Below are 25,818 nucleotides of genomic sequence, written 5' to 3'. Positions count from 1 at the left end.
ATCTCAGCTATCAACCTGCCAATCAGCGGTCAGGCTGATCAGGCCATCGGAGAGGCTACCACGCCAACACAGATAATCGTGTCCGCCCTGGAACTCGCTGTAATCAACATGATAGCCTTTGGCCTCAAGCACGTTACGCATATGCCGATTAGTGGTGACCATATCCGCCAATGATTCCAGCAACCCGACCTCCAGATAGAAACGAATGGCTTGCTTATCTTTCAGCACATACTGCCGGGCCAGCCATTCAGGCTGGGGCTCGCTCGGATGGTCTTTTCCCCACCAATATGAGCCGGACTGGGACAGGACATTCCCAAATACCTCAGGTGCTTGTAGTGCCGTATAGGCGGCGGCCAATCCACCATAACTTGATCCCGCTACAATGCAGCGTGCAGGCTCGCGACTGACATGATAGTGTTCCCGCACCCATGGCAGAAGTTCCTGTATCAAATAGCTGGCATGTTCAGGATTACATGGGAGCTCACGACCCCGCGTTTCTTGATCCAGACTATCAGCCAGAACCACAACCAGAGGCGGGATCTTGCCCTCACTGACCAGATTATCGATAATCGTAGGCGTCGGAACCAGATGCAGATAGGCAGGACCATCAAACAGCAGGAGTATCCCATAAGGCTCATGCTCCTTACTATAACCCGCAGGAGTATATATCCAGACGCGACGACTATTCTTGAGGATCGCGCTCTCAAACGTATGTTGCTCCACCCGGCCTTCTGGCACCTCTTCCCGCCTGGTAATCCAGGGCTGCTCATGAGCATCTGCCAGCTCTAACACCGAAACAGTCCAGATAAAATCATCGGGCTTTTCATCGCCAACGGCATACACAAACTGCCGCGGATTCAATGGATCAGGCTGACAGGTCCGCATACGAGCCTGCATATCCTTTTCCTCTTTCAGAGGAACCAGCGAATCATTTTGCGCAAAATAGTAAGATGTATGTGCCGTGGACGCCAGACGATACGTCCGATACCATAGATCAGTCTCTAGCACATTAATCATAAGATTCTCTTTAAGAGGCGTATTAGCGGTCAATCCACCAAAGACCACCACATTTCGCGTCTCTGGCCCACCATGCCAGACCACAGTCACCAGACGATCCCGAGTCTCTTCATCTATAATCGACTCAACAATAGGAGCACCCTGCTCCGCGATTTCCTGCCAGAACTCCGCCAGCACCTCCTCCGACCTCCCTGCCCCCATCTCCCGCATCAGTCGCTCCATCCGAGGACTTCTATACTCAGGCATCCTGCCAACTCCTTCTACTCTCGCCAATCCTCTCATAAGGACAAAAACCATAACAACAACGATATCATCCTTTAGTAGTATAACATGTAACTACACTCACAACGTAACGGCAGGGCTTGCCCCCAATACTTTCAACTTAAGCATGAGAAAAAAGAGGGATTGATGAGAAAAAGAAGTTCTCACTTCGTCATAGACAGAAGAATCTACGTCCTGTTTTTTGATGAAAGGAACTTCTTCATGCCTAGCTTACGCCATGTGGGCCCCAATGACAAGATCTGCGCCTTGATTGATATGAATGTTTTCGAGGCCTGTTTCCCTGCCACGCTCATTGCTGATATCTTTGGCGTGCCTTCCCACCAGCAGACCAAGCGTCGACCTCGGCGTGTGCGTCAGTGTACGCGCCTGAGCATCATCCTCTTCCAATGTTGTTGTTCTTACTGGCGTCGCTCTTGCCAGCAACAGGTCTGGAAAAAGCTTGTCGATGGGCTGATGGATCTGCATCCCACCATGCGTGAGCACCATATGTCGGCTCAAGCCTTAGCCGCACAACGTGCACGCTTAGGATCTGATCCCTTTCGCCAATTGCTGGAGCGTGCTTGCCGCCCGCTGGGTGATGCCCTCACAACCCCGAGCGCCTTTTACCAGGGATTACGGGTGATGGCCATTGATGGCACGCTCTTCAATGTTGCTGATACCCCAGCCAATGATGCGGCCTTCGGTCGATCAAGCAACCAATACGGCAAAGGAGCCTATCCTCAGGTGCGTGCCGTGATGCTCATGGAATGTGCCAGTCATGCCGTCATCGCTGCTGCATTAGGAGGTTACCATTGGGCTGAAGCGCATGGAGTGCGTGAGGTCATGCGATCGGTGGTGCAAGGGATGCTCGTGCTCGGCGATTGTGGCATCTTCAGTGGGATGTTAGCACAAGAGGCCAGAGAAAAGAATGCGCATGTGCTCTGTGGGCTTTCCCGTACGAGCTTACGCCATCGGCATACCGAGCTTTCTGATGGAAGCTACCTGGCGATCCTCAACCCCAATCGCAAAGCCACGTATCGCGCCACAGAGAAACAGACCGTGCGAGTGATCGAATACACCCTCACCGATGAGCGCCTCGGGAAGCCAGGACGCCTCTATCGGCTGGTCACCACGTTGTTAGATGAGAAAGCGTCTCCATCTCATGAGCTCATCGAGCTCTATCAGCAACGCTGGGAGGTGGAGCTCATGATCCGAGAACTCAAAAGTGTGTTGCATGAGCAGGTCAAAGTGCTGCGTGCGAAAAAGCCCGACGGGGTCAAGCAAGAAGTGTATGCTCTGCTGCTGGCTCATTACAATCTGCGATTTTGGATGGTCAAAGCGGGGGAGCAGGCAGGCATTGATCCCTGCAGGTTGAGTTGTAAGCACGCATTAGAGGAGTTGCGCCTGCGGGTCGAGCGGGTCGCAACATGGAGTCAGCAGCATCGCGAACCGCTCCTCGATCGAATGATACAAGAGATGAGTACGCATGTCTTGCCTGACCCCATATTGCGGAACAATCGAAGAGAAATCAAACAGGTCTATAACAAACACAAGCCAAAAAAACGAGGGAAGCCAGCGCCAGCTCCCTTCGAAAAAACGGACACCTATCTCTCTTTTGTTGTCATTCATGTCCGGGAGATGGGAACGCAGGACGCATCTCTCCCGGACACAAAAAGTGCTTAAGTTGAAAGTATTGGGGCTTGCCCCTGCTACCAATTCACGTAATAAACGTCCCTTAAACACGTCATCCTGTCTATTGCCAGTGCAACCATGATTATAAAGAAAGGATCCATCCCCCAGCGATCCCTCCCCCTCACCACGCAAACGACCCCGTAGTTACGGCCCTCAGCGGCCGTTTGCCACCCGCCGCAGCGTGGTGGCCCGGTATCCCCGCGATCCAGTTCCCTCTAGTCAGGCCCGTCCCCTCACGCAGTACCCAAACGGGACCTCCACAGCCACAGAAACCATACATACACAGACATCAACACAAAAAAACACCAGGACCTCCTCTATAAAAGAAGGTCCCGGTGCGACGAAAGATTATAACTGCGACGTGTGCTTAGATGCTCCGACGAGCACGGGCATTAGGAGCTGGATTGCGCACAGTGCCTTTCAAGAAGAAACCAACGCCAGCTGCGATCAAGCCTGTAATCAGGTGCAGGATATGGTCACCAGCGTTCAAGTGAGTGATACCCAGGAAAAGACCTTTATCGTTGCCATACGAACCGGCTGGGAAGTAGAGCTGTGGAATAATACCCAGTACGGCCAGCAAAACAAACACGATACCAAACACCTGGTTGAAACGGCGCTCCCAACCGGTGAAAGCGGACGCAATTCCGAGCAGGCCGACCACAACATACAAGACGTTATGAATGGTGTCGGAGTCGAATATGCCGAGGATGGCAATTACACCAGTGCTGTTTTCCGGTGGCGTAACAAAGCCGATAATACCAAGTAACAGAAAAATGACGCCAATAACGAGAGCTACCACTCGATTGATTGACCAATTGTTGTTCATGATCTTTTCCTTTTACGTTCCTATGGATGAAAAGCGTTAGACGATAAAAAATGAATACTTTTTCATCAGGATTGTTATCCCAAAAATTTCTGGATAACATCCATTTTTTTACTGTATCTCTCTCACGATTCATCGGTAACTACAGATGCATTTCAGACATAAACTTATCCATTTCTAACCTATGCTAATATCTAGCCACCCTCCATCAAGCTCAAATCGATCGCTTTTACTTATCTAATTGCATGGGTGACACCATTTCTATACACGTTCAATAGTATTTGACGCCTGCTGCTTTTTCTGTTATAGTGCTCATCACGCATACAAATACGCTATTCTAAGAATATTTCATGTAGAAAGAGGCATTCCTCCTGGCTACCATGATACCCGGCTCACCTTTCCACAAGTGGGCGGTACAGGCTCACCGCATCTGCATTAATACGCAGATCGCCCATGGCTGCATTGTGCCTTTTTTCAGCCTCTCTTGCCGCTAGCTTAAGGCTCCCGCATACATCATCACAGGCAGGTTATGAGCGATCTCCCCACCCACATTCCTCTGCTTTTGTTGGTCCTACTCACTATTGCTCAAGGAGCTTTTTATGTTGCGCTTATCTCCGCGCCGACTTCCATTTCATGATCTACTAGCTATCCAACCCATACGCTGGCTGCTCCTATCGCGCTTCTGCGTCGATCTCTACTTTTATTCCACCACCATTGTGCGCTTTCAGCAGGAACGTGGACTGGATTTCACGGCGATGTTTCTGATGGAATCGCTGCTCTCGCTAGGTATCTGGCTGGCCGACGTTCCGACCAGTGTATGGGCGGATCGCTTTGGCTATCGCCGCATCATTCTATTGGGCCGTGTCTGCCAGCTAGTTGGTATGCTTATCTTCATTTTCGCCTATGGCTTCTGGCCCTTTGCGCTCTCTAATGTCCTGGCCGGAGTCGCCATCGCCTGTAGTATCGGTTGCGAGAGTGCGCTCCTCTATGCAAGTCTGCCCACCAGCCTGCGCGAAAAGCGCGGCAATGCAGCCTTTACCTTATTCAGACTGGCCACCACAGCAGGCTCCTTCATAGGACTGCTCTGTGGTAGCTTTATCGGGGCCATCAGTCCAACTCTAGCGGTTGTCTTGAGCCTGCCTCCCCTGCTCTTCTCGCTCCTGGCGGGTTGGCGCATCCACGAACCTCCAAAGTCGCTGGCGCCACGCACCCACAGCGAAACAACACGACCGCCAGCGTTAAAAGAGACTATAGGAATAGCACTGGCGACGATCCGTCGCCAGCCACGGCTGGCGGGCTTGAGCATCTTTAGTTCGGCTGCCTTTGCGCTACTCAATGCTATCTTCTGGTATAACCAGCCGTACTTTACACGTGCAGGCATCCCTGTAGCCCTGTTTGGTCCCGCTATGGCGCTGGCGATGGCCTGCCAGTTTTTGGCCCTGTTGCGCTTGCAGAGCATCCAAAGGTATATTGGTATACGCTGGCTACTCTGGCTCTCGTGCTTCCTGCCGGCTCTGGCCTTTATCGCGCTGGCGCTGACCAGTCACCCGTTGGTCAGCATTCTCCTGGTAGTGTGCATTGTCGCTTTCTCGGCCTGGCAAGCTCCGTTGGTGGAATATCAGCTCAATAAAAGCATTCCCGACCGGTCCCGAGCCACCACGCTGTCAGGACTCGGCCTGATCGGCTCGCTGATCGGTATCGTGCTCAATCCTATTATCGGTGCGCTCGGTGACCATGGCCTTATTGTGACCGGCCTGGGACTGGGCTGCTCCTTACTCCTCACCGGACTCCTGATCCCGCTGATCTTGCCAGGGACCAGAAATGTAAACAATTGAGGCATAAAACACGCTAAATCCGGGGGCGGCATACATCACTACCAGAATAAGTCGTGTATGCCGCTGTTTTTCTTTGCCACTTTAGCTCTTCTATGTTATAGTAGCAACACTATAATCTATCTATTTATCTATTGTATGTATACACATCTAAAGGTACTAACTATATGTCTGAAGAACTAGAGATTCTCCCCGTAGATATTCACCTTCCTGGCCTCTTAAAGGTGCTGGGTGAGCATCTGTATTCTGATCCACGGGTGGCGATTCGTGAGTTGATCCAGAATGCCCATGATTCCTGTGTGCGTCGGCGCCAGGAGGATGGGTCGCTGGATGATGGTTATGAGCCAGAGATTACGGTCTCGATCGATAGTACGTCGCAACAACTCTTGATCCAGGATAATGGCTCTGGCCTGACCCATGATGAGATTACGGTTTTCCTGGCGACGGTGGGTCGAGGCTATACGCGTGAGTTACGCGAGCGACTGGGCAATGCGCAGCGCGAGGAGGCCCTGGACCTGATTGGGATGTTTGGTCTGGGTCTGCTCTCTTCCTTTATGATCGCTACGCGCATCGAGATTACTACGAGTAGCTATCAGGCTCCTGCCGAGGCCTGGCGCTGGATCTCGGATGGCGGGCAGAGCTATGCGCTACGTAAGGCGACGCGTGAAACGATTGGGACGACGGTGCGGCTGGATCTGCGTACGGATGCGCAGTTTTTGCTGGATCATACGATTTTGCGCGCTGTACTTAAAACCTATGCAGCCTTCTTGCCCATTCCTATTTATCTGGGCGAAGATGCTTTTCCGATCAATAATACGCCTGCTCCCTGGCTGGTGGATGGCGATGAGGAGCCTGGTCCCGGCCAGCGTGCTCGCTATAGTGCCTGGATTGAGGATCGTACCGAGCTACGGCCGTTGACGGTGCTTCCCTTGACGGATGTGGAGACTGAGGCGGGTGAGGTCATTCCGCTGCGCGGTGTGTTATTTGTGCCTCCTCGCTCAATTATCTCTTTACAAGAGTTTGGCGATGTGACGGTCTATGTACGCCATATGCTGATTACTGAGCGTGAGCGCGATCTCTTGCCGGCCTGGGCGCGCTTTGTCAGCGGGATCGTGGATTGTCCGGCCCTCAATCCAACCGCCAGTCGCGAGACGCTACGCCACGATGAGGTTTTTGCGGCGGTCCAGGCGGCGCTGGAGAAAGCTCTGTTCGCCCATTTCGAGGATCTGGCCGATCATGCTCCGCTGGACTGGCAGGCCATTGTCCAGGCCCACAATGATCTGATTAAGGGTTGGTCGGTGCGCGCCCCGGAATTATTTACGCGTGTGGCCGATCTGGTTAGCTTCAAGACCAGTCGGGGCGAACTGACACTGCCAGCTTATTTGCGCGAAAATCCTGGCCGTATTTTTTACTATGATAATGAGGATGGCGTGACTCAGGCCCTGGCGCTCTTTGAGGCGCGCCGCCTGGCGGTGATCGATGCGCGCTGGTTTGCCGATACGGCCTTCCTCAAGGCGTATGGCAACGTCTATGGTGTGCCGGTTGAAGAATTAACTCCCTCGGCCAGCTATCTATTTACTCCGGTCGAGGATCCCAACCATCACTGGCAGGCGCTGCTCGCTGCCTGTCAGGCCGAAGGCTTCCCTGTACGCCTGCTGGCCTATGAGCCGGAGCACTTGCCGATGATCCTGCTCTATCCTGCGGGCGCCCAGAAAGTACGCCGAGCCCAGCATAATATGGATGAGGGCCGCTTTGTCGGACCGATCCGCTCCCTGGTACGTGGCTTCCTGGAACGCCAGCAGGTGGATGATGCGGTTATGAAGGGCGTTCTGCACCTGAACGCGCGCAATCCCTTGCTCCGCCGCATCCGCGATATGGGTCCTGAACATGCCAACTTCGCGCCTCTGCTCAGTATCCTGGTCGCTAATGCACGCATGTTTGCGGGACAAAATCTGTCGGCGCAGGATGCGATTGCCTGTTTTGAGCAGATCAATACTTCGCTCTCCGGTATCGCTGGCCTGATGCCCGATGAGGCGTCGCATGGCCATGCCCTGACGATCCGGCAGCTCACCGCACTGGGACTACAGCCAGCGGCGGCCAACCGCCTGACCGCCGAGTTTGAGACGGTTGAGGCCCTATTGCAGAGCGATGCCCAACAGGTCGCCGAGCGCCTGCACATCTCGCCACTGCTGCTGGCTACTATCTATGAAGAACTGCGACGCCAGCCAGTAGCGCCAACTACTGAGGAGATCCCCACCAACGGCAAACTACTGTCATTGAACGATGCCAGGCAGACGCGTGATGCCCGGACACATGAGGAGCTGAAAAACGATGGCGAGTAATAATGATCCTACTAACATCTGGGCCTGGACCCACCGGGATGAGAAGCGGCTGGAGCAGAAGGGTGGACAGTGGCAGGCGATCCTGGATGGCTATCATGATTTCTGGCGCAACTATCATGATGATCATATCGCGGCCGAGCTATCTATCAGCCAGGCGCTGGCGGCGGCTCGGGAAACCAAAGAGCTGAAATGGGAACTGCTGCTGCGCCACTGGCGCTTGCAGCTGTGGTTGAGCCAGAGTCAGGTTAAGCGCGCATTGCCGGAGGCGGTGGATCTGCTGTCCCTGGCGACCGATACACGTGTGCGCGAGGTGCCGCAGCGTATCTGTGCCTATCACGATATTGTCGAGTGCTATATCTCGATGGATGCGGCCGGCTACTATCAGGAGATCGTGGACAACTCGCAGGATGTGCTCTCGCAGCTCCCTCAGCGCCATCCCTGCGCGACCTGTGCCCGCTCCAATCTCGCCAGGGCCGCCGCGGCCTCCCACCGTAGCGAAGAGGCTGAACACTGGATCAACCAGACCAAAGCGGCCCTCTCCGAGAGACGCCATCCGGGTCTGGTGATCGGCTTCGCGGAGAAGTATGCCCTGCTCGGCAAATGGGATGAGGCCGAGCAGAATTATCTTGAGGCGCGCAATCTGGCCAATACCAACAAACAAGCCAACTATTATCTGGATGCCACGCTTGGATTGATCCATGTCTACATTGCCCGCAAAGAGTATCACCGGGCATTCGAGACCCTGAACCAGGCTCGCCAGTTGCTGAAGTCCTATGGTGGTAGTGCTTCGATGGCTCGCCTGCTTGATGTTGAGGGCCGATTTATCGCGGCGGCGGCCGAGGATAAAGATGAGGCCTTGAACTTCCTGACGCGTGCCGCGCGCTTCTACCTGGATCTAGGCTGTTACCGTGACGCGGCCGATACCGCTCTATACGCCGCTGAAGTGGCCCGCGAACACAACCTGTCGTCCCTGCCTGAGGAGACCCTTGAGCTGGCAGCCAGGGCCGTGGGCCAGCTCCCTCGCACGTCCCAGGATCTCTATCAGCGGTTGGCGGCCTTTGATGTACAGCCGCTATCAGCGGAGGATCTGAATTCCGACGATCTGGCAACGCTCTCGGCCGAGGAGGTGGACAAAAAAGAGTTGGCCGAGATGGAGCAACTGCTACAGGTACATATTGCGCGCCAGCATTTTAGCGATACCTGTGTTGCGCTCTTCCGCATTGGTCGCTGGTACGGCAATCATGACCAGATGCGTGCCGCCATCGACTATCTACTGCTGAGCGCGGCCATCGAGCGACTCCTCAAGCTCTCCATGAACGAACGCGAAGAGGCCTTGAACATTCTGCAGAACCTGCATAAAAATCTTCCCGATGGCGCGGTGGCTGCGGCCCTGAGTGCCAGTGAGGACGGCCCGCCCTCCTGGCTGGCTCCCCTGCTGGCTGACGTCTCACTGGACCGCTGGCAGTGGATTATACGCGCATTACGTGCAGAGATCGCCGGCGAGCCTGTAGTCGAGCCCGAGCCCGAAAGCAACCAATCGGGACAGGACTTCTACAGCTGGCTCAATCACAGTGGTGGTATGACCGGACTAATTATGCGTTTCCGCGACAAAATCACGCCCGAGGAGTGCGAGCAATGGGCACACACCATGGATGAAAGCGCCGTCGCGATGGATGCGCATATAGACAAAATGGAACAGGAGAATCCTGAACTGGCTGGCCATGATCGTGGGCCTATCGCGATCATGCGTGGCTTTGCGGCCCTGGCCCGTGGCACCAGCCTTGCGGAGGTCGAGGCCATGGTGCCAGAGCCCTATACCCCGATCATGAGCCAGACCGCTGAATTGGCCGTGACACCTGTCTGGTTCCATCCCGGTGCCTCACCAATCGACTTCCTCGTCGAGCAGATGGCCCAGAAAGCCGTACTCGCCCTGCAACGCCATGACCCAACCCGCCCGCAGCGCCTCGCCAACCTCGCCCTGCGCTACAAAATGATGAACTTCGACCTGCGCCAGCACGAATCCCTGGTCCCCATCGCCAATTTCCTCGACGCCCTCAGCGCCCTGATCCTGGCCAATGGCAAAGAACTTCCCCAGCTCGACCAGCCCCTCGAAGCCCCCTTCGACGCCGTCCTGGCCGCCGTCTACCAATCCAGCCAGGCTACCACCTCCCCCGAACAAGTCTGACCAGACCACCCAACCCGAGGCAGCTCTAGAGCTGCCTCGGCCCCCACCCAAGTTGAAATAAAAGCGCGTAACGGCAGGTCTTGCACCTGCAACCTGTTCACGTACAACCATGCACACGCAGCACGCAACACGCACCTGATCTCTTCGCCGTTAAACGATCATATGTTTAGAGAACATTTCTTACGTGAACAGGTCGCAGGTGCAAGACCTGCCGCTACGTTGTGTTATTCGCCAACTAATGCCTGACCGAAACGTATGGCACGCAAGGACAGCATGGTCACTCAGCAACGTGTAAGCACGGTGGTGATCCGATTCGTACGGGCACAGTTCTAGATGGCCAAACCTTCCCCATCACTTCCGTACATCCACCATGATTCGTGTAGGCGCCACAGCACTGCGAGTCTTTCTGATCCCCTGGCCCACATCAACTCAGCAGTGCGGCCTCGCGTGTGGCGCCCACTCCACGTACGCTCGGCCGGCTCATCGCACCACTCCACGTATGAGACGCCAGCTAATCATCTCTTACCCCTTCAGGCAACACTCTGCTTAAGCGAAACATACCATCGACGGTCCATAGGCTATAAGAAACAGCATCAGGAGCTTCAGTCAGCGATCGCTTGATAGGTCATAGCCAGGAAATCCTCTCCGACCTGCGTATAGAACGGATTTGCTCCCAGGATCTGAGGTAGGAGCGTTGCCACCATATCCTCCTGGGGATCTACTATCCAGGTCGTGCCAAATGCGCCCGGCCAGTAAAAGGATCCGACGCTCGGGCCCAGGCCAATCCGTCTGGTTCTGACTGCAACGCCATAACCAAATCCCCAGTTGTTCCACATAGCGGACCGATCAGCGTCATAGCGCTCAAAGTTCCCAATTGGATAGCCGTGTTGTTCTGGCGTCAGGTAATCAGTTGTCATGGCCTCCACGGTCTTACGTGAGAGTACACGAATGCCATTTAGTTCGCCCTTATTGAGCAACATCCGCCCGAAGCATTGAAAATCGTCGACGGTCGAAACGAGCCCACCTCCTCCAGATTGAAAGAGCGGTGGCTCAGCCCAGCCTGTGCTATGTGCGTGATCCCGTATAGTAAGTCCTCCCTCAGGTGCAGGCGCGTAAAGAGTTGCCAGCCGATTACGTTTTTCTGGGACGACTGAGAAGCTCGTATCCACCATCCCGAGCGGATTAAAAATGCGCTCACGCAAAAACGTTTCCAGCGACTGGCCCGTAATCCGTGTAATCAATACCCCCAGGATCTCAGCAGGCACATGGTAAAGCCAGCGCGTTCCTGGTTCATAGAGTAAGGGAAATTCGCCTATGCGCGCCATCCATTCATCAGGAGTCAGATGCTCAAGATCTGGAACCTGCAGCGCATCTGCGACTGGACCGGTCGTTAAGGAAAATATACGAGCACTTAAACTGGATTTTCCCCAGCCAAGGCCCATACGATATGTCAGCAGATCATGCAAGGTAATTGCGCGCGGCGAGGGATAGACATCTTCAGGTGAGCCATCCGGGTCGCGCATTACCATCCGCCTGGCCAGCTCGGGCAGCCAGGCATCCACCGGATCATAGAGCCGAATCTTGCCCTCTTCCACCAGCGTCAAGACAGCGGCCGCCACCACCGGCTTGGTCATTGACGCGATCCGAAAAATCGTATCGCGCCTCATCGGAAGCTGCCCCTCTTGATCCTGCCAGCCCACAGTCTCGACATGAGCCTCCTCACCGTGTCGATGAATCAGCGCAACCATTCCCGCCATTTCGCCACGCACAACAAAACCTTGTAAAATCCTGCTCAGGCGCCCCAACCGCTCCTGTGAAAATCCACCGCGTTCACTGGTATGTATCTTATTCATAAAGTCACCTTCACAATAGCATACTTTTCTTTTAAAGAAGAGAGGATCTCTCTCATGACGAAAAAAGTTTAGCACAGCACCAGTGACAACAGTATGTCAGCAGTGAAATCTTCTTTGCCCACTCACAGTTTTACGCTCATAAAGACAGGAGAAGGAAAATTACCCTTACCCTTTAACCGAAAATGATTGGGCGACAATCCCTGCTGCTACGTGAGAGGCATTGGGCCTCCTCGGTGTACCAATGGATTATTTATCGAGTATTATTTTTCCCGAACGCCACTGATCCATCATTCGTTTTATGGATGCTACATACGCTTGCTTCTTGTCTGGTGTATCTGCGAGTGGGCCAGAGAACTTTTCTGTAATCGTTTCTATCGTTGTTTTGTGCAGTGTATCAACATAATATTCAAATACAACATACAGGTCTTTAATACTTGCATCCCAGGTATAGTAAGTTGCGTAGTGATTAACACAATGAGTACCCTGGTAACAACCTATCGTCGTCAATGAATGGGTCTGACGAGCATGGTCCGTGGTACCTAATGTTGTCTCTTGCATTGCGATCGCAAGCACAAAAGCAGGATCAATTTTATACTCCTTCCCTAAACTATAGAAAAGTTGCCCCTTGCCTGCGAGTGGCGAGTGATAAGCCCTAAGGATAGTGTCAATCTGCTGAACGGTGAGCGTTGGCTGCCTGACTACTGTATCGGGAAGGGGTTGGGGGTCTTTACCCGATGTACTGGTTCCTCCTACTTGAGAATGACTTCCCACCTGAATGCTTTCGTTATGTGGCAAGAAAGTCAGGCTACCGAGCATAAGTATAACGAGTATGATCAAACTTATACCCAGAGACGTAAAACTACCTTTGAGCGGTTGCGCTTTCTGGATATTTCCCGGTAACAAATGTAAGGCTTCTTCCGAGGTCTTTCCCCAGATTTCGTTTGATCTGCTTTGCGTAACGGGAATACGTATCCCTTCCTCAGCGAAGTGCTCACTGGCAACCGTCGCGCGTATGCGTTTGGTGAGCAGGTCATATTGGCTACGCTTATTAGCGCAGTTATTGCAGATGGTCAGGTGTGCTTCAAGGGCAGCGTGCTCCTGGGGAGTATAATCATAAGGATGAAGGGCGGCTAGCTTTTCTTCCCAACGCTGGCATGGAGTGAGACGATGCTTCATAAGTTTTACCTTTTACTTTCTTATTTTTGCTCAAGGTTCAGGTATGCTTCCTGCAATATTTTTAAACCCCGATGTACAAAGGTACTTGTACTCTTTTCCTTGATTGAGAGCAAATCGGCTATTTGCTTCTGGGGCATGCCGTGGATAACCTGGAGAATCACGCTGGCACGATAGCGTGGCGGTACCGTAGCGAGGGCCTGACTGAGCAAGATCCGCTCTTCTACAGATTTCTCAAAGCCTTTTGTGTTTTCTTCTTTGGGTGCATGATCTAACCACTCATGCCACGGGAGCCAGTGTAATATCTTTTCTCGGCGCAGATAATTAAGTGCTAGACGACGTGCGATACTATACAACCAGCTATCAAATTTGGCGGGATCACGTAGAGTTGGAAACTCCTGCCATACACGCAGGAATGTTTCCTGCGTCAGGTCGTATCCTACCTCTTTATTCGTGACCATATAGGTTAAAAAAAGGCGAATCTGCGTATAGCGCATCTGTACAAGCTGTTCAAAGGCAGTTCCATCACCTTCTTTTACCCGAACAATAAGAGCAGAGAGCTGTTCAGACTCTGCGACTGACTCAAAATCTGCATCATTGCCTGCAGTCGCATGGATCATAGGGCAACTCCTGACGTATAATTATGCTTTGTCTCCATAAACATAGGTATCCTTCCAATATATGTTCTATAGAAAGGACACTTGAACAGAGGAAAAGCAAACAGCAACATGCGGCGAACCCGAGCATGGAGAGAAGAAAGGTTATTTCCATTGTATATTTACGCTAAATCGTGGATAATAGACGTGAAAATAGCTACTGCAGGAGAGAAGGAAAACCCTACACTATGATCATTTTAATTAATGGCTCATTTGCGTGCGGTAAGTCCACGACGGCCCAATTACTTGTCGAGCGTCTATACCATAGCATGCTCTACGATCCAGAGTTGGTCGGAGCCAGCCTGGCCGCTATCGTCAAACCGGTCGAGACCTTCAGCGATTTCCAGGACCTGACCGCGTGGCGTCCCCTGGTCATAGAAACGGCCCGCGTCCTCAAGCAGGTCTATGGACGGACCCTCATCATCCCTATAGCTCTATGGCACCGTCCATACCTTGAGGAGATCACGACCGGCCTGCGCCAGCTTGATCCCAACCTCTACCACTTCTGCCTGACTGCACGCAAAGAAACACTCCTTAATCGGCTGGCACAACGTCAACATGAACACACCGAACAGGCCCTGGCCTGGATTCAAGAGCGCATCGACCGTTGCGTGCTCGCCTTCGACGCTCCCGGCTTCGATGTCCAGATTCCCACCGATGACAAACAGCCAGCCGAGATCGTGACAGAAATCCTTACCCACATCAATAACTCACCACTATAAGCGACTTTTATAGTAGAACCAGAACAGAGCGAACTGACAACGCGAGGGCGTTCCTGCATAATAACGCCCTTCTTTATATCCTCGCCCTACAGTGTAAGCGTGACTTCCCGATTTCCGACAGCTGGACTGCTAACACACACAGAACCATGCATACGCACACGCTCCTCCTGCTCATAGTAGCGCCGTAGTTCCTCGAAGGATGTGTCACTGTTCAGGGTCAGGTCGGCAATGGTATCGAGCAATTGAGCATCTTCACCACTGATGTCATTGCTCCGCAGCATACCCCACGCGTCCCAACACAGCATCTCAGCCCGGTTAAGGGCCGCCAGGTCCTGCACCAACTTGTCGCGTACCAACCACCAGCCACGGATCTCTTTAACCTCAGGATGTATACCAAAGTTATCTGGATCTGCCTCACCCGCGCGACAGCGTCGCCAGGCCTCGCCGCCTGTCAAGAATCGTCCTCGCGGCATATCCTGTACATCGAAGTCGATCCCATTGCTCTCGATCAGGAGCGCATCCATCTGGGGATCAACCATGTGCCAGCGCCTTTCACCCTGATGCCAGTATTCCACCACCACGTGATCAACATAGAAACCAGGTCCCAGATCGATATAGCTCGCAAAACCCATGCGAATACGTGCGGGAATCCCCTGATAGCGCAACATAGAGCAGAGTAGCGTCGAGAAGTCACGACAACAGCCTACGAGCCGCTGCTGCGCTGCTCTGGCCTCGCTCAGAGGACGTGGGTCCAGTTCAATAATGCGCTCCAACATGCGCTCGACGTAACGCGTATCAATCTCGCGTTCACGCTCCGCCGTTATCTGGCAACCATACAGGTCACCCGTAAGATAGTGGATAATCAGACCTCGAACGATCTTGCATAGGGCCTCGACACTCCGGGGGAGGTCCGTAAAGAGAACTGCTTGCTTGTCAGGTCGGGTGATCGCGCTTTGCTCACGGTAGAATGCCAGAATCTTGTCTTCCATATCGCTCGCTCCTTCTTTAGCTTTGCCACAAAGTCATCATTATGCTTCATCGCTCAGCATGTTTTACTGCCAAAAGTATAGAACAAGGAACCTGACATCTATTGTCAGGTTCTTCCCAGACCTTTCCAGATTAAGGGCTATCTCGAACAATAGATGTCAGAAATTTTATGCTATACTAAACGATAGCTATATATGTTTTCAGGTGCAAAAAATCATGGAGGGAAACATTGCGAGCAGATCGGCTTCTCTCTCTTCTCCTGCTCTTACAGAACAGGGGACGCATGACCGCGCGGGCATTGGCGGAGCAACTGGAGGTTTCCGAACGCACTATCTACCGCGACATCGAGGCCCTCAGTTTTGCGGGCATACCGCTCTACACCGAACGTGGTCCGGGCGGTGGCTGTGAATTGCTTGATGGCTACCAGACCAGACTAACCGGGCTCACTACACCAGAGGTACGTGCACTCTTCCTGCTGGGCACATCGACGCCCCTGGCCGACCTCGGACTGGGCCAGGCACTCGAAAATGCGCTTCTCAAGCTCTCCGCCGCGCTTCCTGCCGCTTCACGCGCAAATGCCAGGCAGGTACGCCAGCGTATCCACATGGATACAACCCAACCCACACCTTCCAGGCCCATAAGCTCAAACCTGGAGCTTATTCAGCAAGCGATCTGGCACGATTACACCCTGCGCCTGCGCCTGACCGGCAACGGGCATCACAAACTCATCGACCCATATGGACTTGTCTCCCAACACGGGAACTGGTATCTGGTCGGAGCAAGCGCAGGGATGATGCAAGTAATACGTGTAACCTCTATTCAAACAACCGAGTTAACTGATCAACCCTTCTCGTGCCCCACAGAATTCAACCTTGCCACCTATTGGGCAGAGCATGTTTCAATGACCACCCACTCCACAGCTAACGGCCGGCTACTAAAAAAAGCCAAAATGCCAGTCGCATTGCCCACGTATACGCCTCCATCGAGAGGTGTTCAGCATACAGTTCTCGCCCACAATAAAAAAAAGAATTTTTGCAGTGCACATGTTTTAACATCGCTTCTAATCCTCCCACCCTCTCCAAAGGACCAGTGTGTCTGTGCTTAAAATTCATACATCTTCTCAACCAGCCTGAAACTGGGCAGCCTTGACAGCGCTATAAAGCATAGTGTATAACTGACCTATCGGTAGGTTAGTTTTTTCGTAGTAAGCGAGGCGCATGAATAGGAAGCACGATGGGAGGAATACGAATACACAGGAGCGTATTCTTGCGGTGGCGGAGAACCTGTACCTTGCGGGCGGCTATGAACATATCAATCTCCAGTCCATTGCCCATGCATTGGAGATCAGCAAGCCGGCTCTATTCTACCATTTCAAGAGCAAGCGAGAACTGTTTTTTGTGATGCTCATCCGTATGCTGGAAAGTCTACAGCAAGCACTGGAAGAGGCGGTGGACCAGGACCAATTCTCAACCCAGGAGAAACTTGAGCGGCTAATGGAGGCGATTCAACGGCAACCTGCATTCGATGTCACGCGTTTCGCCCAAGAGGAGATGCACCTGTTAACTCCCTCAGAACAACAAGAGGTCATGCAGGCGGCAGAACTCTCGCTCTTTGCTCCTGTAGAAAGGGTATTTCGCGAGGGTATTGAGCGCGGTACCCTGCGTACTCATGATACCCGACTGGCGTGTCTACTGTTTTTGAATATCTGTGTCCCTCTTTCCCATGAGAGGAGTCCATTACAGCTACAAGTACAAACCGGCAAACGTCGGGAGATGCTGGAGATGTTTCTCTATGGCCTTGCCTCTGCGCCACGGCCATTGTAAGCACTTTTTTTTCGTCAAGAAACTGACCTATCGATAAGTAAATAATACCTTTCGCGCAGCTTTCTCCTGCCTACAGCAAGTCTTGAGTAGCATACGTTATATCGTCGATTTTGACTACGATCAGATTGGAGGAGATCAATGATTCCGAATATGTGGTACGCGGTACTGGAGTCCAGCGAGGTGAAGCCTGGCAAGCCCTATGCCTTTACTCGCTTGAATGAGGACCTGGTATTCTGGCGTGACAAAGCGAACAAGATCGTGGTGATGCGGGATCGCTGCCCTCATCGCCGCAGTAAGCTTAGTCCGGGAAAAATAGTTGATGGTAATATTCAGTGCCATTTCCACGGCTTCCAGTATGACCGTAACGGTGAGTGCCAGTTGATTCCCGCCAACGGCCGTACAGGCCCCCGCCCGAAGGTGTTCCAGTGTACGACCTATCCCTCGCAAGAAGCGCATGGTTTCATCTGGGCCTGGTATGGGGAGCCCCGCAAGGAGTATCCTCCGCTGCCCTTCTTCGATGATCTGGATGGCTTTGTCTATTCAACGGCCCAGAAGTTATGGGATGTACACTACACGCGCGCTATCGAGGGAGCATTAGACGTCTCACATCTACCATTTGTGCATGCCAAAACGATCGGCCGCGGCGGCCAGACCCTCGTCAATGGCCCATATACAACCCTGGAAGACAATAAAATACGTGTCTGGGTTAGCAATCAGCCAGACCAGGGATTGCCGGCCATAAAGCCAACCCAGGTACCGCCACCAGAGGGTCCAGCCGGACTCTGGTTCAATTTCCCCAATGTATGGCAACTCTATCTGGGCAAGGATATCAGAAACGTGCTGATCTTCGCTCCGGTTGACGATGACCATGTAATGATCTATCTGCGCGCCTACCAGAACAAGCTGAAATTGCCGCTCCTAGGAAAGGGACTCACATTCCTCACCAATCTAGCTAATAAGTATATTCTCAACGAGGACTACGCCATCACCCGCACGCAGCACCCAAAGAAAGCCAGCCTCAACATCGGCGAACACTTTATTCCCGGCGATCGCCCCATCGCACTCTACCTGCGTCAACGCCGCGACCTGATTCTAGCAGCAACCGGCGAGAATCCCATCGAAGATGCCCAGGAACAACAAGTAGAAGAAAGCCTAACGTAACGGCAGGTCTTGTCCCTGCTACCCGTTCACGTACTTCACGCCGCTTAAACATATATCTTCCATCCATCCAGATTCAAGTGGATCTGGATGGATGGACATAGCCAGCAAAACCTTCCCCCCTCACTCAAGCACCCCAACCATGATTCGTGTAGGCGCCACAGCACTGCAAGTCGTTCATGCACGTTGGCCCACATAAACTCAGCAGTGCGGCCTCGCGTGTGGCGCCCACTCGACGTACGCTTCGCCACGCCATAGAGTAGGATTTATCACTCTTCCCCCTTTAACCAAAATTTATTGGGCCTGTAATAGACAATTATAACAATCAAAGATAGAATTTTGACCTATTTGCGCTACTTAATAAAAAAAATTATACAGAAGCATCTATACCAGAAAGTTTGTTAGCATATATAAAATTATTCAGGCACATCTATACAGAATATGCTATAATGATCCAAAATTCAACTCGACTGGAGAGAACTATGCAATATTATCCTCCACAACAACCTCCACATCACTCGCCATCGGAGGTTTACATGCCACAATATCCATGGGCCATGCCAGGCCAGGAAATCATTGTATATCCCAATCGCGCACAAGCAATTGGACGCACAATTATTAGCGGAATTGCCTTAGTCGCGGCGCTGATGCTGCTCATTGTATACATACTTTTCATTCTGGTCATTGGTACTACACATTCAATCAATTATATTTTCCCAATACTCTTATACCTGGTTCTCATGCTCCCTCTCATTGTATTTGTTAGCTGGGCCACCTGGAATATGGCTCAACTCTTTCTCAACCCCACCCCACTCCTGATCATCAATCGCCAGGGTATCACCACCGGCAAGACGCCCACGCTTAGCGGCTTCTTTATTCCATGGCACGAGATTGAAGCCATTCATACATCCACCTTTCTATACAAATACCTCTGCATTCGTCCGAAGGACCCCAAACAATTCCTGCAACGTTTTAGTCTTCTGGAACGCCTGAACCGACAAAGCAATACTCTGTTTGGAATACCACCATTGATCATTCCCCAGGTGTTCCTGGACAGAAGTGCCGCAGAAATACTGTACCAGATGCAATTTACCCATGCCCGCGAATTGTACGAACACCATATCCGACTTTACCCATAAACGAGTCGTAACGGCAGCCTTCATGGCAGCGCACTTCCCCTCACAAGCACAGCCCGCTTCACAATAAACTACCTGCCCCTGTGTCTATGCGGCATGTGCATAGATACAGGGGCAGGCGGGCGGAGATGGTCTGTTTTTTCGGTTCTACGAATAGCTCTAGACAGGCAGTTCTTCCGGCTCAAGGATTGGCAGTAGTTCGCCATGGACCCCTTCGCCTTTATCGGCAAGGCCGTTTTCGATATGATGCTTACGCACCTGGAGCAGGATCAGGCCGCAAACCAGGACGATGGCACCCAGCACATAGGGCATGGATGGTCCAACGTTTTTGGTGAGCAGACCGGCCAACCATGGCGCGAAGGCGGCTCCGGCCCAGCGCAAGAAGTTGTAGGCACCGGACGAGATTGAGCGTGTAAAAGGCGAGACCTCGATAGCCAGTGAAGTGAAGAGGGCGTTATTTAATCCACATAAGATACCAGAGATGATGATTAAAACAGTAGCCACCGGAGCATTATAGATAAAGGCGATCAACAAAAAGTCGATGACCAGTAACACGCTATTGCCCAGGATCAACGGTACGGGTGCGATGCGTTTGCGCATGAACTCTACCAGGAAGACTGAGGATAGACCAACCAGTACGCCCCAGGCGAAGAAGATCAAGCCGAGCTGCAATGCGCCCAGGTTTAAGAATAGTGGCGAATAGGCCAGGATGGTGAAGAAACAGATTGCACAAATAGGAGAAAGACAACGACCAGACTCAATTTCGTAGCTTGTATGAGCTTGTGTTTTTAGTATACAATGATCATGATGATATGTTCAATATATAATAAATCTATCGGTGAGACGAATTATGTATAGCCAGAAGATCGAGCTACGTCACTTACGCTATTTTGTGGTGGTGGCTGAGGAACTGAACTTTAGCCGCGCGGCCGAACGGTTGCAGATGGCGCAGCCGCCGCTGAGTCAGCAGATCCGCCAGTTGGAACAGGAGTTGGGAGTCCAATTGCTGGAGCGCAATAAGCATTCAGTGCAGCTTACCGAGGCTGGCAAGGTCTTTCTGGCCGATGCACAGCGGCTTCTCCAACAAGTTGAGCAAGCGATTACCAATGTACAGCAGGCACAACGTGGTCAGGTAGGACAGTTGAAGATCGGCTTTATCGCTACGGCGGCCGATAGCATCGTGCCTGAGGTGCTCAAAGTCTATCGTGCTCGCTATCCCCGGGTCAATGTTAGCCTGCGCGAAATGTTGGGCAGAGATCAGCTACAGGCCCTCAAGGATCATGAGCTCCATGTGGGATTTCTGGTGCCTCCGGGTGCGTCTGGCATGCAGCCACAGATTAGTATGGAGATTGTGCAGCGTAATCCACTGGTCGCGGTACTACCGGAAAATCACGCGCTGGCCGGCAAACAGAGTCTGGCTGTGAATGAGTTGGCCGAGGAGCCATTCATTCTGTATCCCCATACCTCCTCCAGCGTTTTCCACGATCTCATCGTGGGCGAATGCAACCGGGCCGGCTTTACGCCTATTGTGGCCCAGGAGGTCTCCGAGATACGAACCTTACTCGGACTGGTGGCCGCCGGTCTGGGCGTCTCGCTCATTCCGTCTACGGTAACCTTATTTCGTCCGCAGGGCATCGTCTATCTTCCGCTCCGCGATAGCACCACTGACTACACGATTGCTATGACCTGGCAGCACAACGATAGCTCGTCGCTCGTACAAGAATTTCTGGCCGTGGCCCGCGAGGTGATCAAACAGCTACAGGACCGTGAGTCTTGATGGAGTGCGGCTATCTTGCTTCTTTAGTGGATACGCGGAATAGGACTAGGGAGCTGTCCAGATGTGGACGCTCTGGTCTTCTCCGGCAGAGGCGATGCTACGACCATCGGGTGACCAGGCCAACGCGATGACATTATTGCGATGGCCTTGATAGGTATAAATAGGTTTGCCGCTGGCAGCCACCCAGATCTGAACGGTTTGGTCGTCTCCTGCGGAGGCAATATAGGCTCCATCTGGCGACCAGGCTAGCGCGATGATGCTATCTTGATGACCATGATAGCGAAGAAACGTCCAGGCGGTTGAGGCGCGCCAGATACGCACAATGCAGTCCTCGCCCGCAGAAGCAATGGTCTCACCGTCCGGCGACCAGGCCAGCGCCCAGACGCGCTTGTCGTGCTCGCGATATTCCTGGATGCGGTGACCATCGACCGTATCACAGATAGTCACGATCTCTGGCGCGCTCTGATAGGCCAGATAGTTATCTTCCGGGGACCAGGCCAGTGCCCAGACGGTGCCGGCACTCCCCTTACAGCGAAAAATAGGCTTCCAGTCCTGCGTGCTAATCACATGCATACTGTGATCACCGCTGCTAGAGGCCAGAGAATCCCCTGTGGGTGACCAGTTGATGCACCAGACCGCGTTACGATGCCCGGAATAGGTTACTAGATGCCGACCAGTGGTCGCCTCCCAGATCCGGACGGTCTTATCGGCTCCCCCAGAAGCAATGGTGGTGCCATCTGGCGACCAGGCTACCGTGGCTACTTCTTCGGTATGGCCCTGATAGAGTACCCGCCGATGACCGCTACTGGCGGACCAGATCTGGACGCTGCGGTCATCGCTGGCGGAGGCGATCCACTGGCTGTCAGGCGACCAGGCTAGCGAGGAGATAGCATCCTTGTGCTGGCGATAAACACACAGCACCTGGCCCATCCCGGTGTGCGGGACACCCTCATAGGCCTCGACCGTATGGGTGGTTTGCTGCGATTGCAGGGTTGACCATGGCGGCGGCGGCGGCGTAAGCGCGGCCTCAACGCTATAGGGAATAGAATTCCCGCTGCCGGCGGCCTGCGTCAAAGCCTGGACAAAGTCAAGTACACGCGGGAAGCGCTGGTAGGGATCTTTATGTAGCGCACGCATCACGACCTGCTCTAGAGCCGGGTCGACATCGGGAATGAACTGGCGCAGCGGAGCAGGCGGGATCAGCAGTTGCTGGGTCGCGATCTCCGTAAAGGAACCTTGAAATGGTCGCGCACCGCTTAACCACTCATAGGCTACAATCCCCAGCGCATATTGATCGCTGGCCGCTCGTGGCTTTCCCTGGATCTGCTCGGGAGCCATATAGGTAATCGTTCCGGCCATATCCTGCTGACTCTGGTGGCGCGAACTTTGCGCGATCAAGGCAATACCAAAATCTCCTAGCACAACCTCATTGGTCCTGCTGAGGAGCATATTCTCTGGCTTGACATCGCGATGAATCACCTTCTCGTCGTGGGCATATTGGAGTGCCTTCCCAACCTGCTGCACATACGCCGCTACGGCAGAGGCCGCCAGCCTGCTGCCGCGAGCATGCCGCTCACGCAAATTTCCATTAGGGGCATAATCCATGACCAGAAAAGGATTTTTCTCCTCAACGTCAAACTCCAGCACCCGTACAATATTGGGATGGAGCAGATGGGCAATCGTCCTGGCCTCCTGGCGAAACTGCTCTATATCGCCCCGCGCCAGCTGCGTATTCAGAATCTTAATCGCCGCCTGTGTCCCTAGATGGACATGCTCACCAAGATAGACATCCGCGAAACCGCCCTCACCTAGAAAACGCACCAGGCGATAATTGCCAAACTGCTCTCCAACACGATCCATCGTGCTCACCATCCTCAAATACAAAACCAATAGATAGCTATGAAGTGCATGCAAAATTTGCCATAAACGATATGAGTCTGCAAAATACACACACGCAAATATATCGGCATTATATCACACCACTGTAGATTCGACCCCTACGGTTCATCGATCATTCTTCCCATTTTAGTAGGCTCATTGCATCTATACTGGCAACAGAGGAGTACTATTTTTAGAGCCCTCTGAGCATGTCATCTTGCTTACCGGCCACATATCTGATGAGTATAAGGATAAAGAACCGCTTTCTCGCTCGTTTTAATAATCGTACTTTTTACATAGAAAGATATATACATGACAACCAGCACATCAAATCCCCAGCGCCTCTACCTGATGCAAGTAGCAACCATGATCATAGGCCCGCTCGAAGTACCGGTGCCCTGCTATCTGATCCAGACCAACAACGGCAAGAACATCTTGATTGATAGCGGTCTGCCCCCCGCTGCTCAACTGCCTGAGAGTGGGGCGAACCAGCAACGCATAGAATATAAGAAAAACGTTATTGAACAATTGGCCATGATTGGTGTGCAGCCTGATGATATCGATATCCTGATCTGCACACACTACGACCTGGATCATGCCGGAAACAATAGTGCCTTCCCGAAGGCTCAACTTGTCACCCAACGCATGCAACACGAGGTCGCCCTGGCCGGTCATCCACGCTTCATCTCCACACGCTCCCAATGGGACCTGCCCGCGACCCGCTACCAGTTGATCGATGGCGACCTGGAACTCCTGCCCGGCATCGACCTCATCGAGACCAGCGGACACGTGCCCGGCCACCAGGCGATCCTCGTACACCTGCCCGAAACTGGACCAGTTCTCCTGGCCATCGATGCCGTTGCCATGCAGGCCCACTTCAATCCTGATCGCGCCGTTGGCCCCATGGATCTCGACGGAGCCAGCACTATTGCCAGCACGCACAAACTCCTGGAACTGGTCGAGAAGAAACACGTCAACCTGGTCATCTTCGGCCATGACGGCCCACAATGGTCCACACTCAAACAACTCCCCGAATATTTCGCGTAAGAAAGAGCCTCACACCTACGTAACGGCAGGGCTTGTCCCTGCTACCTGTTCACATATGATATGTCGCTTGAACACGTTTCCTTGAGGCTGGAGGATCCAGGCCATCCAGCCCCTGATCGTACGTCGTACCGGTTACTGGTCGCAAGGACACGCCCTGCCGTCACACCAGGGGAGCCGCATCTACGGTTCATAATGCTTGAAGATCAAGCAGGCATTATGACCACCAAATCCCATAGAGTTGGACATCACGATGTTCACGGGCGCGTGGCGCGCCTGGTTGGGTACATAATCAAGATCGCACTCGGGATCTGGCCGCTGCAGATTGATGGTCGGTGGAATAATGCCGGTCTGCAACGCCATGATCGAGATGATGGCTTCCACAGCTCCAGCCGCGCCTAGCGTATGACCGGTCATAGATTTGGTGGAGCTAACGGCCAGCTTATAAGCATGATCGCCAAAGCAGGTCTTGATGGCCTGGGTCTCGGTACTATCATTGGGTTGAGTAGAGGTGCCATGGGCGTTGATATAGTCGATCTGCTCGGGCTGTAAGTTAGCTTTGCGCAGGGCACGGCGCATCGCTCGCACCAATCCTTCACCACCAGGAGCTGGACTGGTGATATGGCTGGCGTCGGCCGTGGTGCCATAACCAATCAGTTCGGCCAGGATGGTGGCTCCACGGGCCCGGGCGAATTCCAAATCTTCGAGGATCAACATGCCCGAGGCCTCGCCCATCACAAAACCATCGCGATCAAGGGAGAAGGGGCGACTGGCCCCCTGAGGATCCTGGTTGCGCCGCGAGAGGGTCTTCATTTTATCGAAGGCGGCCATGGCAATGGGAGTCACGGCCTTCTCTGAACCACCGGCAATCATAGCTTTCGCATCACCACGGCGAATGGTCTCCCAGGCCTCACCAATCGAGTTGGAACTGGTCGCGCAAGCCGAAACCGTTGCCCAGTTCGGTCCTTTAGCCCCTGTGAGAATGGACACGATGCCGGGCGCACCATCAACAATCATCATATTAATGAAGAAGGGACTGATACGATCCGGACCTTTCTCGTGCAGTACCTTGAATTGATCGTGCAGGGTTACCAGCCCACCAATGCCACTACCAATATACACACCAATATCATCAGCATTGTCCGCATTGATAGTCAGACCTGCCTGTGCCAGCGCCTGCTTTGTGGTCGCAATCGCCAGTTGTTCATAGGGATCGTTGCGCCGCGCCTCTTTCCGATCCATATAGAGTTGGGGCTCAAATTGTTTGATTTCAGCGGCAAAATGCACGCCAAAATCGCTGGTATCATAGGCAGTAATCTCACCCACTCCCGATCGGCCCTGTGTCAGCGCTTCCCAGGTGCTCGCCAGATCATTTCCCAACGCTGTAATCAATCCCATTCCGGTTACAACCACACGAGACATAACACTATTCCTCCCTTTACATAAAAGCTTATTTTCC

20 protein-coding genes are annotated in these 25,818 nt (G+C 53.0%); 11 read left to right on the top strand and 9 right to left on the bottom strand.

The window, feature by feature from the left end:
* Positions 1-3: 3 nt before the first annotated feature.
* The gene (gene fes, locus EL633_RS21945; RefSeq protein WP_161982322.1) at positions 4-1,263 is read right to left on the bottom strand and encodes an enterochelin esterase; all 1,260 of its coding nucleotides are present in this window, start codon (positions 1,261-1,263) and stop codon (positions 4-6) included.
* Positions 1,264-1,500: 237 nt separating this feature from the next.
* Here fes and EL633_RS21940 point away from each other — a divergent pair, with 237 nt between their 5' ends.
* Positions 1,501-2,961: an IS4 family transposase gene (locus EL633_RS21940; protein WP_161982015.1), complete on the top strand. Its 1,461-nt coding sequence runs from the start codon at positions 1,501-1,503 to the stop codon at positions 2,959-2,961.
* Between the two features lie 376 nt (positions 2,962-3,337).
* Here EL633_RS21940 and EL633_RS21935 read toward each other — a convergent pair whose 3' ends face one another.
* On the bottom strand, positions 3,338-3,796 hold the full coding sequence (locus EL633_RS21935; RefSeq protein ID WP_126629250.1) for a DUF4383 domain-containing protein: 459 nt from the start codon (positions 3,794-3,796) through the stop codon (positions 3,338-3,340).
* A 596-nt stretch (positions 3,797-4,392) separates the two neighbouring features.
* On the opposite strand from EL633_RS21935, the gene EL633_RS21930 reads away from it, so the two are divergent.
* The 3 genes from EL633_RS21930 to EL633_RS21920 all read left to right on the top strand — a co-directional run bounded on the left by EL633_RS21930 (position 4,393) and on the right by EL633_RS21920 (position 10,152).
* The gene (locus EL633_RS21930) at positions 4,393-5,628 is read left to right on the top strand and encodes an MFS transporter (RefSeq protein ID WP_126629249.1); all 1,236 of its coding nucleotides are present in this window, start codon (positions 4,393-4,395) and stop codon (positions 5,626-5,628) included.
* A 164-nt stretch (positions 5,629-5,792) separates the two neighbouring features.
* Positions 5,793-7,967, top strand: coding sequence for an ATP-binding protein (locus EL633_RS21925; RefSeq protein WP_126629248.1), 2,175 nt, complete (start codon positions 5,793-5,795; stop codon positions 7,965-7,967).
* Positions 7,957-10,152, top strand: coding sequence for a hypothetical protein (locus EL633_RS21920; protein ID WP_126629247.1), 2,196 nt, complete (start codon positions 7,957-7,959; stop codon positions 10,150-10,152). Before EL633_RS21925 ends, EL633_RS21920 begins: the two co-directional genes overlap by 11 nt.
* A gap of 602 nt (positions 10,153-10,754) precedes the next feature.
* Here the strand turns inward: EL633_RS21920 and EL633_RS21915 are convergent.
* From EL633_RS21915 to EL633_RS21905, 3 genes are all read right to left on the bottom strand, one after another.
* Complete coding sequence (locus tag EL633_RS21915; protein WP_126629246.1) at positions 10,755-12,005, bottom strand: serine hydrolase domain-containing protein; 1,251 nt, start codon at positions 12,003-12,005, stop codon at positions 10,755-10,757.
* A gap of 246 nt (positions 12,006-12,251) precedes the next feature.
* Positions 12,252-13,181 carry a glucosaminidase domain-containing protein gene (locus EL633_RS21910; RefSeq protein ID WP_126629245.1) on the bottom strand — a complete coding sequence of 310 codons (930 nt, stop codon included), beginning with the start codon at positions 13,179-13,181 and terminating at the stop codon, positions 12,252-12,254.
* A gap of 20 nt (positions 13,182-13,201) precedes the next feature.
* Positions 13,202-13,798 carry an RNA polymerase sigma factor gene (locus EL633_RS21905; protein ID WP_126629244.1) on the bottom strand — a complete coding sequence of 199 codons (597 nt, stop codon included), beginning with the start codon at positions 13,796-13,798 and terminating at the stop codon, positions 13,202-13,204.
* Between the two features lie 224 nt (positions 13,799-14,022).
* On the opposite strand from EL633_RS21905, the gene EL633_RS21900 reads away from it, so the two are divergent.
* The gene (locus EL633_RS21900) at positions 14,023-14,556 is read left to right on the top strand and encodes an AAA family ATPase (protein WP_126629243.1); all 534 of its coding nucleotides are present in this window, start codon (positions 14,023-14,025) and stop codon (positions 14,554-14,556) included.
* A gap of 86 nt (positions 14,557-14,642) precedes the next feature.
* Here EL633_RS21900 and EL633_RS21895 read toward each other — a convergent pair whose 3' ends face one another.
* Positions 14,643-15,545 (bottom strand): transglutaminase-like domain-containing protein, encoded by a 903-nt coding sequence (locus EL633_RS21895; RefSeq protein ID WP_126629242.1) that lies wholly within the window; start codon positions 15,543-15,545, stop codon positions 14,643-14,645.
* A 227-nt stretch (positions 15,546-15,772) separates the two neighbouring features.
* On the opposite strand from EL633_RS21895, the gene EL633_RS21890 reads away from it, so the two are divergent.
* The 4 genes from EL633_RS21890 (at position 15,773) to EL633_RS21875 (ending at position 19,663) form a co-directional block, all read left to right on the top strand.
* Positions 15,773-16,648 carry a helix-turn-helix transcriptional regulator gene (locus EL633_RS21890; RefSeq protein ID WP_126629241.1) on the top strand — a complete coding sequence of 292 codons (876 nt, stop codon included), beginning with the start codon at positions 15,773-15,775 and terminating at the stop codon, positions 16,646-16,648.
* Between the two features lie 112 nt (positions 16,649-16,760).
* A complete protein-coding gene (locus tag EL633_RS21885; RefSeq protein ID WP_126629240.1) occupies positions 16,761-17,366 on the top strand; it encodes a TetR/AcrR family transcriptional regulator in 606 nt (201 codons plus the stop codon).
* A gap of 138 nt (positions 17,367-17,504) precedes the next feature.
* A complete protein-coding gene (locus tag EL633_RS21880; protein WP_126629239.1) occupies positions 17,505-18,527 on the top strand; it encodes a Rieske 2Fe-2S domain-containing protein in 1,023 nt (340 codons plus the stop codon).
* A 533-nt stretch (positions 18,528-19,060) separates the two neighbouring features.
* Positions 19,061-19,663, top strand: a complete 603-nt coding sequence (locus EL633_RS21875; RefSeq protein ID WP_126629238.1) for an STM3941 family protein — start codon at positions 19,061-19,063, stop codon at positions 19,661-19,663.
* A gap of 156 nt (positions 19,664-19,819) precedes the next feature.
* Here the strand turns inward: EL633_RS21875 and EL633_RS21870 are convergent, their stop codons facing one another.
* Positions 19,820-20,332: an MFS transporter gene (locus tag EL633_RS21870; RefSeq protein WP_371865548.1), complete on the bottom strand. Its 513-nt coding sequence runs from the start codon at positions 20,330-20,332 to the stop codon at positions 19,820-19,822.
* Positions 20,333-20,510: 178 nt separating this feature from the next.
* On the opposite strand from EL633_RS21870, the gene EL633_RS21865 reads away from it, so the two are divergent.
* Positions 20,511-21,437 (top strand): LysR family transcriptional regulator, encoded by a 927-nt coding sequence (locus EL633_RS21865; RefSeq protein WP_126629236.1) that lies wholly within the window; start codon positions 20,511-20,513, stop codon positions 21,435-21,437.
* A 45-nt stretch (positions 21,438-21,482) separates the two neighbouring features.
* On the opposite strand, the gene EL633_RS21860 is transcribed toward EL633_RS21865, so the two are convergent.
* The gene (locus tag EL633_RS21860; RefSeq protein WP_161982321.1) at positions 21,483-23,297 is read right to left on the bottom strand and encodes a WD40 repeat domain-containing serine/threonine protein kinase; all 1,815 of its coding nucleotides are present in this window, start codon (positions 23,295-23,297) and stop codon (positions 21,483-21,485) included.
* A 330-nt stretch (positions 23,298-23,627) separates the two neighbouring features.
* On the opposite strand from EL633_RS21860, the gene EL633_RS21855 reads away from it, so the two are divergent.
* Complete coding sequence (locus EL633_RS21855) at positions 23,628-24,362, top strand: N-acyl homoserine lactonase family protein (RefSeq protein WP_126629234.1); 735 nt, start codon at positions 23,628-23,630, stop codon at positions 24,360-24,362.
* 180 nt (positions 24,363-24,542) lie between these two features.
* On the opposite strand, the gene fabF is transcribed toward EL633_RS21855, so the two are convergent.
* On the bottom strand, positions 24,543-25,781 hold the full coding sequence (gene fabF, locus EL633_RS21850) for a beta-ketoacyl-ACP synthase II (RefSeq protein WP_126629233.1): 1,239 nt from the start codon (positions 25,779-25,781) through the stop codon (positions 24,543-24,545).
* Positions 25,782-25,818: the final 37 nt, after the last annotated feature.

It is taken from the genome of Dictyobacter alpinus, assembly GCF_003967575.1.
GTDB classification, from domain to species: domain Bacteria; phylum Chloroflexota; class Ktedonobacteria; order Ktedonobacterales; family Ktedonobacteraceae; genus Dictyobacter; species Dictyobacter alpinus.
This window is presented reverse-complemented; position numbering and strand designations above follow the sequence as displayed.

What these genes read in the sequence shown, in the direction of transcription:
- fes (WP_161982322.1), bottom strand. Translation starts at nt 1,263, where the DNA reads ATGCCTGAGTATAGAAGTCCTCGGATGGAGCGACTGATGCGGGAGATG.
- EL633_RS21940 (WP_161982015.1), top strand. Translation starts at nt 1,501, where the DNA reads ATGCCTAGCTTACGCCATGTGGGCCCCAATGACAAGATCTGCGCCTTG.
- EL633_RS21935 (WP_126629250.1), bottom strand. Translation starts at nt 3,796, where the DNA reads ATGAACAACAATTGGTCAATCAATCGAGTGGTAGCTCTCGTTATTGGC.
- EL633_RS21930 (WP_126629249.1), top strand. Translation starts at nt 4,393, where the DNA reads ATGTTGCGCTTATCTCCGCGCCGACTTCCATTTCATGATCTACTAGCT.
- EL633_RS21925 (WP_126629248.1), top strand. Translation starts at nt 5,793, where the DNA reads ATGTCTGAAGAACTAGAGATTCTCCCCGTAGATATTCACCTTCCTGGC.
- EL633_RS21920 (WP_126629247.1), top strand. Translation starts at nt 7,957, where the DNA reads ATGGCGAGTAATAATGATCCTACTAACATCTGGGCCTGGACCCACCGG.
- EL633_RS21915 (WP_126629246.1), bottom strand. Translation starts at nt 12,005, where the DNA reads ATGAATAAGATACATACCAGTGAACGCGGTGGATTTTCACAGGAGCGG.
- EL633_RS21910 (WP_126629245.1), bottom strand. Translation starts at nt 13,181, where the DNA reads ATGAAGCATCGTCTCACTCCATGCCAGCGTTGGGAAGAAAAGCTAGCC.
- EL633_RS21905 (WP_126629244.1), bottom strand. Translation starts at nt 13,798, where the DNA reads ATGATCCATGCGACTGCAGGCAATGATGCAGATTTTGAGTCAGTCGCA.
- EL633_RS21900 (WP_126629243.1), top strand. Translation starts at nt 14,023, where the DNA reads ATGATCATTTTAATTAATGGCTCATTTGCGTGCGGTAAGTCCACGACG.
- EL633_RS21895 (WP_126629242.1), bottom strand. Translation starts at nt 15,545, where the DNA reads ATGGAAGACAAGATTCTGGCATTCTACCGTGAGCAAAGCGCGATCACC.
- EL633_RS21885 (WP_126629240.1), top strand. Translation starts at nt 16,761, where the DNA reads ATGAATAGGAAGCACGATGGGAGGAATACGAATACACAGGAGCGTATT.
- EL633_RS21880 (WP_126629239.1), top strand. Translation starts at nt 17,505, where the DNA reads ATGATTCCGAATATGTGGTACGCGGTACTGGAGTCCAGCGAGGTGAAG.
- EL633_RS21875 (WP_126629238.1), top strand. Translation starts at nt 19,061, where the DNA reads ATGCCACAATATCCATGGGCCATGCCAGGCCAGGAAATCATTGTATAT.
- EL633_RS21865 (WP_126629236.1), top strand. Translation starts at nt 20,511, where the DNA reads ATGTATAGCCAGAAGATCGAGCTACGTCACTTACGCTATTTTGTGGTG.
- EL633_RS21860 (WP_161982321.1), bottom strand. Translation starts at nt 23,297, where the DNA reads ATGGATCGTGTTGGAGAGCAGTTTGGCAATTATCGCCTGGTGCGTTTT.
- EL633_RS21855 (WP_126629234.1), top strand. Translation starts at nt 23,628, where the DNA reads ATGACAACCAGCACATCAAATCCCCAGCGCCTCTACCTGATGCAAGTA.
- fabF (WP_126629233.1), bottom strand. Translation starts at nt 25,781, where the DNA reads ATGTCTCGTGTGGTTGTAACCGGAATGGGATTGATTACAGCGTTGGGA.